Origin of the sequence: Bartonella sp. OT172YNZD (assembly GCF_042193725.1) — a bacterium.
In the GTDB taxonomy this organism is placed as follows: Bacteria; Pseudomonadota; Alphaproteobacteria; order Rhizobiales; family Rhizobiaceae; genus Bartonella; species Bartonella grahamii_A.
Window position 1 is genome coordinate 48416 of sequence record NZ_JBHILZ010000002.1, and the last position, 13831, is coordinate 62246.

Sequence of the window (13831 nt, forward strand, 5' to 3'; positions counted from 1 at the left end):
TCTTAAGCGGATTTTCTTCTCTTTTCTATACTGTAAGCAATTAAAATTGAAATCTCGTAAAGTGCTATCGTTGGTAAAGCCACTGCAAACATCGTAAAAAAATCCGACGGCGTTATGATTCCCGCAATGATAAAAGAGAACAAAATAGCCCATTTTCGTTTAGACACCAAATCATGAGACGTAAAAAATCCAACTTTTGTTAAAAGACTGATGACAAGAGGTAATTGAAAAATCAAACCAAAAATTAGGATAAACGATGTCATAAAGCCCAAATAATCAGAAATACGCACTATAAACTCGATTTTTAAATGAACATCTGGAAGAAATTGTTGAGAAAGGCTAAACCATAGTATTATTGGCGCTAATAGACCATAGACAAACGCTCCTCCAAGACAAAATAAAATAGGCCCGCCAATGAGAAATGGTAAAAAAGCCATACGCTCATTTTTATAAAGCCCTGGTGCAATAAAGCTATAAAACTGAAAAGCCGTATAGGGAAAAGATAAAATAATTCCCCCAAAAGCAGAAAGCTTCATTTTCGTTAAAAAAGTTTCCCATACTTGTGTTGATTGCAAACGAATATCCTCAGGATTACCCCCTGCTATTTTCATTGCCCACTGATATGGCCATAGTAAAAAATTTAAGATATAATCTTTAACAAGAAAACACATCATAAAAGCGATCATAAATGCAACCAAAGCAGCAATAATTCGCTGACGAAGTTCAATTAAATGCTCTAAAAGTGGTGCCATATGAGCATCAACTTCATCTTTCTTAACATTCATGACATATCTTCTTTATCTTTAGAAGCAATAGATACTGTCGTATCTTTATTGGTTACGTTGTGATCGCATTCCAAAATTTCTTTACCTTTTTCTGATTTATGGTGTGTTATCTTAACATCCAAATTATCGCGGATATCTTCTAATGTATTTTGAATGGGATCAAAAGTCTCTGTCAACTTCTTGCTTGAATCGCTAATATTCGAAAATGTGTTTTGTAAATCATCAAGCTCGATTTGTCTTATTGCATCATCAAACTGATGACGAAGTTCATTTGCTGTTGAACACATATAAGCTCTTACCTTTGCTATTGTCTTTAATATTTTAGGTAAATCTTTCGGTCCAACGACAATGATGAGAACAAGTAAGATTACGACAAACTCTGGTCCATCAATCCCAAACATCTCTTAATTAGACTTCCTCATCAAAAAATAATGCACAATGGTGATTGCGTTTTTGTTATTTGACACGTTGTTTTTTAGCAACAGATGTTTTGCTTTTTTTAGAAGCAGACGAAGCCTTTCTGCGTGCTGTTACATGTTTTACCGATAACGGCTGAGATTGTTGAGATTCTACATCAATTATTTGAGAAGTAGTAGCCATTTCAACTTTATCCTCAATCCCGTCATCTTCTTCCTTCATATTTTTTTTGAAGGCTTTAATTCCCTTAGCAACATCACCCATTAATTCAGAAATTTTACCGCGACCGAAAAGCACAAAGATAATTAATAAAATTATAATTAAATGCGTTGGTGAAAAAATATTACCCATTACTCTCTCTAACTTTATGCTTTTAAATTTGATTTCATTTATTCATGCTTCCTCTGAAGAATGTATCAAATATAATATCTTACTTGTATATTTTCTTCTTAACTTACGAGCAATCACACGCTTTTATTGCAAAAGAACTTTTTATCCTCTCATCCCTTTTTAGCTTATTATAACACAAACCATTCAAAAATGATAAACCGCTTCATACAAAATTCAAAAGGCTTAAAAACTTTTCTAAAATAACTTCATCTGATCTCTCAGGTTACTCATCTTCCTGTAAATACTATAAGCTTATGTCTTTCATTTTAAACAATGTTATACGTATCATTACAAACATTTCATCCAAATTATCCGTTACTGATAAAGATCACAACATACTGTAAAAAAATTTACGTATTCAATTAAAAAAATTCAGAAAGAAAAATTCTAAAAACTTTCTTGACACATCATCAGTATCTTCAAAAACTATCATCTTATGTACAACATTTATTCTTTGCGTTGGTAGGAGTTTTATCATCCATTATTCCATATACAATACGAAATATGAGCCATCATCGCATTCAATTAAATATCTGGCGTGTAAATAAAACTATTCGTGGAAAGAGTAAAAATGCACTTTATGAACCAGCTCAAATGCCAAGAGGTATGGCAATACTGCTAAAAAATAAAAATGGTACCAGCTTGCGCCTTTATTCAGTAAAATACCTCCACAACCAGCTCTCTGAACCGCTGCATGCCCTAACTATTATAAGTCTCCGGATTCTAGGCATGCGTTCTCATAATATCATGTGCTTAACCTATCTCAGTATTGAAAACAGAATGGACATTAATAGAAAATTACATTCAATCAAAAGCATGGAATCAAAACATAATCCATGTAAAAAGAATTTCTTATCCTAGTCTTTTTTATAAGATTATCTCATAAGGCCGCTAGATAATACAATGTTAGAGATAGATAAACCTATTTACTTTAGTTAAAAATCCCTCATTTTACTGAGATAGCTTGTAGAGAACATCTCAATTTTAAAAGTTTTATTTTAGCATCATGCACAATAATCTAGCCATTTAGCGTGTATAATGTAAAGCTTGGGCTCCGCTTGAACCAATGAGATTCATTCACACTTTTACAAAAATCTATCACTATAATACCAGCACTTTATTGCTCTATCCATAATTTTATGCTCGCTAAAAAACTGATAAATGTAACAATGTTTTTATCAAGCATTTTAAATTCTTTAATCTTTAAACAAGCAAACCTATGAATGAATTTGAAAGATAACCTTAAATTTTTCAACAAACTTCACTAATATTCTCGTTAATTGATTATCTTTTATAGTTTTCCTGAGAGAGTCCGCGATCATAAAAAACTTCTCTTACAATATAAATATCTCTATTGAAATGTTTGTCCTCTTCCTGTCTATCTTTCATATAAAAAAATTTAAAATCTTAACGATTAATCTCATAATATAAAAATAGCTCAATGAATAAATGCTCTCATGATATTAATATTTTTTTCTGTAGTGTATAATTTAGGAGTGAAGGTATTTTTTGATTTATACAAGAGTATTTTATGGATATCAATTCTATTATTCTATGCTAATAACCCAGTACAGTTACACATATGATAGAGTTTACTCCATGAATTATCGGCATATTTACCATGCTGGCAATTTTGCTGATGTTTTTAAACACATTATTGTCACTCGCATTGTAGAATATCTCAAACGCAAAGAAAAAGCTTTTCGCGTTATAGATACACATGCTGGAATCGGTATTTATGACCTCTCTTCTTTAGAAGCACATAAAACAGGAGAGTGGCGCGAAGGTGTCCAACGACTTTTTTCAACTCCTATTCCAGAAGATTTAAGAGCACTCCTTTGTCCATGGAGTGATATCATTGATACCCTCAATAAAGGAGAAAAAGAAATTGTATTTTATCCTGGATCTCCTGTTCTTATTCGTCAATTATTACGGAAACAAGATCGCCTCACCGCAATAGAATTACATAATGAAGATTATCATATTTTAGCAAAAAACTTTGCAGGAGATTATCAGACAAAAGTTCTGCATTTAGATGGTTGGCTTTCCTTAAATGCTCATGTCCCACCAAAAGAAAAACGTGGATTTATCCTTGTTGACCCTCCCTTTGAAAGAACTGGAGAATTTTCCCGCCTTATTGAGGGATTAACGACAGCCTATCGTCGCTTTTCTGGAGGGGTCTACGCTTTATGGTATCCTGTTAAATATGACAAAGAAATTGAAAGTTTTCTTCACGCACTTTATCAAACAGGAATTCCTAAGATTCTACAGCTTGAAATGCGTATCCGAAAAAGTTCAAGTCCACCGACAATGAAGGGAAGTGGTATGATTATTATTAACCCTCCCTACCTTTTAGAAGAAGAAATGAAAAAACTCCGCCCCTTTCTTATCAACCGTCTAGGACAAGATGAAAATGCCCAAATAACGCATAAGTGGATTTAAAAAGAACATCTATTATGTTAGATCTTTCTCTATATTTTTCCTAAATCAAATATCATGTTGTAAGATATAAAGGCTTTGAATGATAAAGTTCTTTGATTCTTTGGATAAGATCAACATTATTATAATGATACGCTAATAACGATCAGCGTGAATTAATTTTTTTCCTTTTAGAAAGTCTATCCTCTTCATCATCATGGATTTCCTATTCCAATCATTTTAATGGATAAATTGGGCAAATTCATAAAGCTGTCTTAGAATAACAACTCTCATATTTTTTATGAAAGATCGGCTCTCTAAAATCATACTCTTATGCTATAAGATATATTTATAGAAAAAAATTAATAAAGACATAAATAATCGTTATTTAATAAATAAAGAATATTTCATATATTTAAAAAAAACATATTCTTAATAAACAGAATGGTCCTGAAACATAATACAAATTGTCCGCAAAATAAACGGGAAAAGCTTTCTTTTCTTTCTAACATTACATGGAACAATGCCAATCAAAGCAATGAAAAAAATCAATTCCAAGGTATCAAATTCATACAAGAGTTTGTTAGACACCTTCCGCATAAGCCAGGGGTTTACCGGATGATTGGTGAAAATGGTGATATTCTCTATGTTGGCAAAGCCCGTAATCTCAAAAAACGTGTTTCAAACTATACACGTGAAAAAGGACACAATAATCGTATTACCCGCATGATTCGTGCAACATATCATATGGAATTTATCATCACCCATACAGAAACAGAAGCACTCCTTTTAGAAGCCAATCTCATCAAAAGATTGCATCCACATTTTAATGTATTACTACGTGATGATAAAAGTTTTCCTTATATTATGATTACAGATGATCATCGAGTGCCTGCACTTTACAAACATCGTGGTGCTCGAACACGAAAAGCTCACTATTTTGGTCCTTTTGCTTCTGCTGGTGCAGTGACACAAACAGTTCATGTTTTACAACGCGCCTTTTTATTACGAACCTGTACTGATTCAGTTTTTGAAAACCGTACACGCCCCTGTTTGCTTTATCAAATTAAGCGATGTTCTGCACCTTGTACCCATGAAATTAGTGACAATGATTATAAAGAACTGGTGAGAGGAGCCAAAGCGTTCCTTTCGGGAAAAAATCAATCTGTTAAAAACGATATGGTTCAAGCTATGCATAAAGCTGCAGAAAATCTTGATTTTGAACAAGCAGCTTCCTATCGTGACCGCTTATCAGCCCTTTCTCATATACAAAGCCATCAAGGTATTAATCCTCAAACGATAAAAGAAGCGGATGTATTTGCAATTGCGCAAAAAGAAGGAATGACCTGTATTCAAGTGTTCTTTTTTCGCATGGGGCAAAATTGGGGAAACCGTGCCTATTTTCCTAAAGCAGACCTCTCTTTTTCCCGTACTGAAATTTTAGCGAGTTTTCTTGCCCAATTTTACGATGATAAACCACTTCCAAAAAGCATCCTTTTATCTGAAGAAATTGAAGAAAAGACACTTCTTACAGAAGCATTGAGTCTCAAAGCAAATCACAAAGTGTCTCTCTCTTTACCCAAACAAGGTGAACGGAAAACTCTTGTTAATCATGCCTATCTCAATGCTTATGAAGCACTTGAACATAAGCTTTCTGAAACAGCCACCCATACAAAATTGCTTCAAGGTCTTGCTAAAACATTCCAACTACCTTTTCCTCCACGCCGGATAGAAGTCTATGACAATTCTCATATCATGGGAACAAATGCTGTAGGGGCTATGATTGTTGCTGGTCAAATGGGATTTGTTAAAAATCAATATAGAAAATTCAATATTCGCTCAATAGATATCACGCCTGGCGATGATTTTGGCATGATGAAAGAAGTGATTAAACGAAGATTTTCACGCCTTATCAAAGAGCATGATCTGCCAAATAGAAATCATGACATAAAAGATGATGATCTTTTTCCCATTTGGCCTGATCTTATCTTAATTGATGGTGGTGAAGGACAAATCAACAGCGTACATGCAATACTTGCTGAATTACAATTAAATGACCTCTTTACAGTTGTTGGAATCGCCAAAGGTGTTGACCGTTATGCGGGACGTGAACGATTTTTTATAAAAGGTTCCCCCCCCTTTACACTTCCTCCACGTGATCCTATCCTCTATTTTTTGCAACGTCTGCGTGATGAAGCACACCGTTTTGCGATTGGAGCTCATAGGATAAAACGAAAAAAAGCAACATTCAAAAACCCACTTGATGAAATCGAAAATATTGGTCCAACAAGAAAGCGTGCGTTGCTTCATCATTTTGGAAGTGCCAAAGCTGTTGCTAGTGCCTCACTTGAAGATTTAAAAAAAGTTACAGGAATCTCTATGACAATTGCACAAAAAATTCATAACCATTTTCATGAAAAATAGACTTGTTTCATAACCTTCGCCTTGTTACGTTTAGGAAATATATTCTCTTTCACAAGAATTGAAAATGGCTCCATGAAAAATCATACTTTTTCTTTTCCAAATATTTTAACTTATGCACGAATTGTTGCAGTCCCAATGGTTGTTGCATGCTTTTTTTTAGAAGGGCGACTACAATCAAATGATATCACTCGCTGGATTGCTGTGTCCATTTTTATCGTTGCATCCATTACTGACTTTCTTGACGGTTACCTTGCTCGTATTTGGAAACAAACATCCAATATTGGTCGCATGTTAGATCCAATTGCCGATAAACTTCTCGTCTCTGCTTGTTTGCTCTTGCTTGCCGCAGACAGTACTATCGCTGGGTGGACACTATGGGCAGCTATTATCATTCTTTGCAGAGAAATTCTTGTATCAGGATTACGTGAATATTTGGCTGAATTAAAAGTTAGTGTTCCTGTCTCTCGTCTTGCAAAATGGAAAACTTTTGTACAGATGATCGCTATTGTATTTCTTTTAGCTGGACCAGCCGGTAATAAAATTTCCCCTTACACAGTAGAGTTTGGCATTACTATGCTGTGGATTGCTGCCCTCCTTACATTGTGGACAGGATGGGATTATTTTCGTGCAGGTTTAAAACATGTTATCTTATGACGAGTATGGAGATTTATAATGATAATTTATCTTTTTATACTTAAATAAGAGATGAGAATAGCATAAGATTGATTTATTTTAAATCTATTAATGATAAATCAATAAAACACTTTTTAGTACATTACAAATAAGGGTAGCATATAGATAAAATCCCTTCAAAAAAAGAGTAAATAGATTTTATATTCTCACAAAAGAAATTGTAATATTGAAAGCTAAAAAAACGATGAATGCTCCCTATGCTTTCAAAAAAATCTATAATCTTATAAGCAAAAAACCGAAATATAGTGTTTCGGATTTTTGCTTCTTATATACGCTTTATTATTGTAAACGCTTTATTAACCAACAATTTCTACCTCAGAAAACCAAAAGGCGATTTCTGTTTTTGCCGTTTCAGCGCTATCGGATCCATGGACAGAATTTTCGCCAATCGATAACGCATGAACCTTACGAATTGTCCCTTCTTCTGCATCACTAGGATTCGTAGCCCCCATTACTTCACGGTTTTTAGCTATTGCATTTTCGCCTTCCAAAACTTGTACAATGGTTGGACCAGAAGACATGAATTCAACCAATTCACTAAAAAAGGGGCGTTCTTTATGAACAGCATAAAAATTTTCAGCCTCACGTTTGCTCATCCAGACACGTTTAGACGCAATAACACGTAGCTCCGCATCCTCAAGCATTTTAGTAATTGCGCCAGTCAAATTACGACGGGTTGCATCTGGTTTAATCATCGAAAAAGTACGCTCTAAAGCCATTTAACCACCTTTATTTTATTTATAACATTCTCTCGCTATTTCTATAACGAGCAAGAACCACTTTGCCAAATGACTCTGCAAAAATCTACACAAATTCTTTAAAATATAGAATGAATTATAAAGAAAACTTTAATAGAAATACCTGTAATTGCTCATCCTATCATAAAGATGCTCTACCGACTTTCAATAAATATTGAATCTTCTTGCATAATCTTAAATGCTTCTCATAAAATGTATCATTGAAGCAATAAAAAATCATAAGAAAAGCCTAACATGCAAAATATATACCTTTTTGAAAGCCTTCTTCTTTAAAGAGGACGAACCTAGACACTTCGATCTAGGTTTGAAAATCCTTCTACACACATTGAGATCAATCAAAAAATGACCATATAATTAGAAACTATAGCGTACACCTAAAATACCCTGAAGGGACTGTTTTGTTTTACGTCCTTTAACATAATGTGCCTCACCATATAACTTTAACTTCTCACCCACTAAACTGCTCAAACCTACACCTAACTTACCTGCATTCCCCGATAAGTCAGTGGTAAATAGATGCCGTTGATTAATCAATGTATGGTTGTCATCTTTATTCTCACGCAACCATGCTGCTGTAATATACGCAAGTGATGAGGAATCCATGCGAAAACCAAATTCATATCCTAAAGATAAGCCAACCTCACTGCGTAATGAAGTGAATGGACGCATGTCACCTATCATGTCATTCGATAACTTGATTTCTTTACCCTCAACTTGCAACCATGTAAATTGTCCATAAGGCTGCAACCAACTGCTCTTTGACGTCTTAAGTCGATAACCTACTTCAAAGGAGGTGCCCACCGCCCATTGTCTATAACTTCCTTCAATCCCTAAACCGTTCGTTGAAACTGCCTTTAGAGTATTCTGATAATGATTATATTTTAAAATACCATCTAAATACCATCCACTATGATCCAAATAAGTGACATAAGCGCCAATGCCATAAGTATTGATACCGCTCATACCACCCCGTGCATGTGCAATGCGTGCGCGGTCATAACTACCAAAACCCCCTATATAAAATTCTCCATTTTTCCACTCGCTTACACTATTGATCCCTAAAACAATACCTGTCTGATCCAACTTAAAATCTATATGCTCTGTAGCAATACTCTCTTTAGACTTGATCGCATAGGTCCATAAAGCTGCATTCTTTTTACTTTTATCTAGAATTCCTCTTCCCACACGCACGGTTTGCATTTCATTGTGAAAAACCATTGCTGGAGCCACAGACATAGACAATACCGCATCTGTAGAGGGAGTGGTTAAAAAGTGAGAAACTGAAAGCGTCTCATCTAATTGTGGAGAAGGTTGTTCTTCATGAACTGGACGCAAAATCATTTGATCGGCTAAAGATTGAGAAGATTCTGAAACAGCAGCCTGTTGCTTTCCATCAGAAAAATGAGGAAGACTTGCTAGAGGGAATACCACACGAGTCCGATTTTCTTGAGAAGGAGATCCCGAAACACTAGAAACATTCTGTGTTTCTCTTAAATGACGTGGAGGACGTGGTTTGGATTGCTCTTTTTTAGTAGATTTACGAGGACCGGTATTTTTTTCTCCAGAAGGAGAACTTTGATCAGATAATGCAACAGGGACCTTCGTTTTCTTGTTTACACACTGTGTTTCAGTATTAGAATGTTCTGCATTTTCAGAGGATCTACTTAAATACCAAATTGTAGCACTACCACTAGAACTAGCACATCTTTCTCTCTTCAGCAATTGATACTGATAGGTTCCACCATCAACAGCTACAATGTCCTTGCCCCAAAAATCTGCCAGAGTAAAATTAGCTCCTCCATCTTGGCTTCTATCGGTAATTAACGGAAGTTCAGTAACCAAACTATTCCTTTCTGAGAGAGGACCTGTAATTTCACGACCAGAATCTGCAATGCTTATTTTGTGATTACCTGCGCCCTCATCAATCGACAAGTAATCACTGAAATTCCCCATAGCACTAATATTGAATCGAAAATGTAAATCCCCTGAAAGTTTCTCAACATGAAGTGAAATATGTCGTGGATCATAGGGGATAGAAGTAAAAATAACAGTTCCTCTGTGCCCCCCTAAATCTTCAATTTCAATTTGAGTTTTTTCTCCTATATTCCGTTCACCAACCTCAAATATTATTTCATCCACTCTCCCTTCTATAGGAATTTTTTTCTTAGTAGTATGATTTGTCCTATCACCAGCGAATAAATAAAGTTCGCCTTTATTATTGATCCTTACTTCTCCAACAACTTTCTGAATACCAGAGTGAAACCATGACCTAGCAGAATCCGTAATTGTTAAAGTATCCACAAACCCTTCAGAATATACAACTTGAATAGCCTGCCCCTTCAAAGTAGTAGCATAAGACTCTGCATGCCCTAAGACGTGCTGTCTCCCATTCCCAGAGACCTCAGTATACATTGTTTTCCCCCCCTCTTTTCTTTGTCCTGCATAAAGATTTTGTTCTCCGTTATCTCCCACTTTCGTATACCAAACCCACGCTCCATCATACACATTCTGCTGTCCTACTGCTCCACCATCCCCCGAAACTGTAGAATTATATGCACTACTTTTTCTCTCCACGCTTGTAAGATCAAGATTTGGCTCTTCATGAATAAACTGTTTACCACCAAGGATTTTAGTATCTATTGCATTTCCTCCACGTGTAACTATTTGCATCCCTCCTTTTTTAATAGTGGAACCTACAGAAGTTGCTCTATTTTCAACAATCTCAACACTACCATCTCCAATTTTACTCTTACTCCTAGGAAAATTATTTGTAATCAGTGCTGAACCTTTTGGTATCTCTGCTCCATTTCCTACGTGTTCTACTATTGTTAGCTCTCCATTCCTGTTTTCAACTGCACTTGCAACTTGTACAAGACAACTGCTGATCATCAATACTGAAAAACTTAGCTTATGTTTATACTGCATTATCGACACTCCACTCTCAATTATTTAGAAAATATCCCACGGCTACGTAGGTAACTCATCTTAGATTGTATCGTAATGTGTTTTATTTATGTTTAAAAACACTTTTAGAGTGTATTTTTTAATACAAAAAACTTTAAGTTGTGTATCTATAAGCAGCTAAAAAGTTCTAACTTAAGGCAGAAAATCTGAATAAAACTCAAATTGTTCACTTGAGTTCAAGGAACAATTTTCAATATTTGAAATTAGATGAAAAAAATGCTCGTGCTTTTAAAGGAGAGTATAAAGATATCTTTACTGTTTGAGAAGATCTCTATACTCTCGAGAAACCAAAATCGAGCGTTATCTGTTTAAACTTGCAAAGCAATTACATCCATAAAGTTAATCAGCTGTGCACACATATATTTAGAAACTATAGCGTAATCCTAAAATACCTTGAAGAGCATTCTTAATCTTATGTCCTTTTAGATAATGTGCTTCCGCATAAAGTGTCAGTTTATCATTGACCGAACCGTTTAAACCAATTCCCAATTTACCTGCATTACCCGATAAGTCTGTGATAAATTTATGCTGGTTATTAATTGTCGTATAATTATTATTTATATTCTCACGCAACCAAGCTGCCATAATGTAAGCTGTTAATGAAGTTTCTGAATTCACAAAAAATTCATGTCCTGCAGTCAATCCAACCTCACTTCGGAATGAAATCAGTGGACTTAGATCACCTATCATTCCATTTGAAAGTTTTATTTTTTTACCTTCAACCTGCAAACCTGTTAGCTTGATATAAGGCTGCATCCAAGTATTCTGTGCCGGTACAAAATAACAACCAATCTCAAATGACCCACCTATCGCCCACTGATTATAATGACTTTGAATAGCTAGATCATTCGTTGAGATGGCTTTCAAGTTATCTCGGTAATAATTATATTTCAAAACACCATCCATATACCATCCACGATGATCAAAATAAGTTGCATAAGTTCCAATGCTATAAGAGCTCAGATCGCTGTCACCACCTCGTGCATGAGAAATACGTGCTTGATCATAACTACCGAAACCACCAACATACAACTCTCCATGCCTTAATCCACTCCACTGATCAGCACCAAAGACTAAACCTGTCTGCCCCAGCTTAAAGTGTGTATGGCCTGTCGCAATACGTCCTCTGCTCTTAATCCCATAAGTCCATAGTTCGATATCTTTCCTATTTCTGTCCCAAATTTTTCTAGCATTCCGTACAATTTGCAACTCATTGTTAAAAACAAGTCCAGGAACTACGGACAACGTTAACACTGCATCTGTAGAGGGGGTTGTTGATGTTTTACCAGGAACAAACGGATTTGTCGGATCTGGAATAGAGATTTCTGGTCCACTGAGGCGGTCTGCCGATAAAAACCAAACTTTTCCATTTTCATCCTTTCTTTCTTTCAAATCATACATATAAGTTCCACCATCAATGGCGTTAATTTTGTCACCCTTAAGATCTGTCAGCGTAAAATGTGCTCCACCACTTTGATCCATAATTAAATCACGCTTATTTGAAAAAGGATCCGTGATTTCAACTCCAGAATCAGCAACACTTATCGTATGATTCCCAGTACCTTTCTCAACCAAGAGATAATCACCACGGTTATGGGCAATCGTAGTATTGAACGCGAAATGTAAATTTCCTGAAAGATTATTCACATGAAGCTGAGAATAATATGGATCAGAACCTGTAAACGAAAAAATAACACTCCCTTCACCACTTAATTTTTGTATCAAAGAACTTTTTCCATCAAACTCATCAGTAATAGAGTACAGTTTTGTATCTTTTCCATTTAAAATAATATCTTCTACTATGGTACGATGTTGATCATTCCCAGCATAAAGATGAAGCTGTCCAGAATGATTTACCTGTGTCTTTCCTTCTAATGTTGCCCCAGCATGCACCCATGATTTTGTTTCATCATTCATTGTTAGATTTTTTACAGATCCATCAGCATATATTTCCTGAATAGCGCTCTCATTTAAAGTAACTCCAATAGCCTTACCGCCTTTTAAGATACGCTGTTTACCACCGCTAAAAACTTCTGTATCAAATGTAAAACCACCATTTTGAGCACTTTGAGATTTTTTTCCAACCTCTTGTACGCCCCCTCGCATAACTTTCGTATTCCAAACTTTTCCGCCATCATATACTTTTTGTTGACCTAGTGTTTTATCTTGACCATAAATGACAGTATGAGAAGCACTACTCCCTTTAACCTCTCCTCCAACATTCCCCTCCCCGAAAACAAGTTGCTCACCACCATAAATTTTAGTCCCCTCTACTTTTCCTCCATTTCCAACACTTTGTTGTCCACCTTCTTTAACGACAGCATTTTTCGAAAAGCCTTGTTTTCCCTTTAAAGCCTCAACATTTTCAGTCCCACCATGTTCAATTTTACTATTCTCACTGAGACCTCCTGCATACACATAAAGCTCTGCACCATTCCTTACAGTGTTATTAATGGATCGCCCTGGGCTATCACTTTCGCCATCATTTGAAATGTATGCTTTACCTTCATTATCAAGGACATAATTTTCTAACAGTGCCCCATCTTTAATGAAGATAAGTTCAGTTTTTTTAAGAAACGCAATATTTTGTTCTTGTACATTATATCCAACATTGTCACGATGACTGCTGTTAAGCTCCTGTTGACTTGCAAACACTCTAGCACCCTTATCCTCAGTAAAATCGCTAGGCTTTTTTAAAAAGTCTAATTCATTACTCGTCCTTATAATAACATCATTAGATGCTCCAAGTATGCATCTTCCTGTTTTCATATCCTCATTATATTGATCCTGAAATATTTTGCCATTTTCATAACTTGAAGATTGACAAAACAGTGGTATTCCCCCCTCATTTGCAGCAGCAGCAGCTTGCACAAAACAGCTGCTCAACATGAGTATCCAATAATATCGTTTCCATTTATATTGTAGAGCCATATCCTCCCCCTTCACGCCTGCATAGACAATAAACCTAATTAGCTCTACAAA

Annotated in this window: 9 protein-coding genes; 3 read left to right on the forward strand and 6 right to left on the reverse strand. The window is 35.4% G+C overall.

Going from position 1 to position 13831, the window contains the following annotated elements; all coding sequences use genetic code 11:
* Positions 1–2 precede the first annotated feature (2 nt).
* Genes tatC through tatA form a run of 3 tightly spaced genes read right to left on the reverse strand, consistent with a single transcriptional unit; the run spans position 3 to position 1553 of the window.
* Positions 3–785: a twin-arginine translocase subunit TatC gene (gene tatC / locus ACFIJS_RS01130; protein WP_375649050.1), complete on the reverse strand. Its 783-nt coding sequence runs from the start codon at positions 783–785 to the stop codon at positions 3–5.
* Positions 782–1186, reverse strand: coding sequence for a twin-arginine translocase subunit TatB (locus ACFIJS_RS01135; RefSeq protein WP_375649052.1), 405 nt, complete (start codon positions 1184–1186; stop codon positions 782–784). The genes tatC and ACFIJS_RS01135 overlap by 4 nt, the downstream gene beginning before the upstream one ends.
* A gap of 55 nt (positions 1187–1241) precedes the next feature.
* Positions 1242–1553, reverse strand: coding sequence for a twin-arginine translocase TatA/TatE family subunit (gene tatA, locus ACFIJS_RS01140; RefSeq protein WP_375649054.1), 312 nt, complete (start codon positions 1551–1553; stop codon positions 1242–1244).
* Between the two features lie 1638 nt (positions 1554–3191).
* Here tatA and ACFIJS_RS01145 point away from each other — a divergent pair.
* The 3 genes from ACFIJS_RS01145 to pgsA all read left to right on the forward strand — a co-directional run bounded on the left by ACFIJS_RS01145 (position 3192) and on the right by pgsA (position 7088).
* Positions 3192–4034 carry a 23S rRNA (adenine(2030)-N(6))-methyltransferase RlmJ gene (locus ACFIJS_RS01145; protein WP_375649057.1) on the forward strand — a complete coding sequence of 281 codons (843 nt, stop codon included), beginning with the start codon at positions 3192–3194 and terminating at the stop codon, positions 4032–4034.
* A 420-nt stretch (positions 4035–4454) separates the two neighbouring features.
* The gene (gene uvrC, locus ACFIJS_RS01150; protein ID WP_375649059.1) at positions 4455–6434 is read left to right on the forward strand and encodes an excinuclease ABC subunit UvrC; all 1980 of its coding nucleotides are present in this window, start codon (positions 4455–4457) and stop codon (positions 6432–6434) included.
* A 72-nt stretch (positions 6435–6506) separates the two neighbouring features.
* Entirely contained in the window at positions 6507–7088 is a 582-nt protein-coding gene (gene pgsA / locus ACFIJS_RS01155; protein ID WP_375649061.1) for a CDP-diacylglycerol--glycerol-3-phosphate 3-phosphatidyltransferase, read from the forward strand.
* Between the two features lie 335 nt (positions 7089–7423).
* Here the strand turns inward: pgsA and ndk are convergent, their stop codons facing one another.
* The 3 genes from ndk to bafA (ACFIJS_RS01170) all read right to left on the reverse strand — a co-directional run bounded on the left by ndk (position 7424) and on the right by bafA (ACFIJS_RS01170) (position 13780).
* A complete protein-coding gene (gene ndk, locus ACFIJS_RS01160) occupies positions 7424–7846 on the reverse strand; it encodes a nucleoside-diphosphate kinase (protein WP_375649064.1) in 423 nt (140 codons plus the stop codon).
* Positions 7847–8239: 393 nt separating this feature from the next.
* Entirely contained in the window at positions 8240–10810 is a 2571-nt protein-coding gene (gene bafA, locus ACFIJS_RS01165) for a BafA family autotransporter (RefSeq protein WP_375649066.1), read from the reverse strand.
* Between the two features lie 402 nt (positions 10811–11212).
* Positions 11213–13780: a BafA family autotransporter gene (gene bafA / locus ACFIJS_RS01170; RefSeq protein WP_375649068.1), complete on the reverse strand. Its 2568-nt coding sequence runs from the start codon at positions 13778–13780 to the stop codon at positions 11213–11215.
* Positions 13781–13831 lie beyond the last annotated feature (51 nt).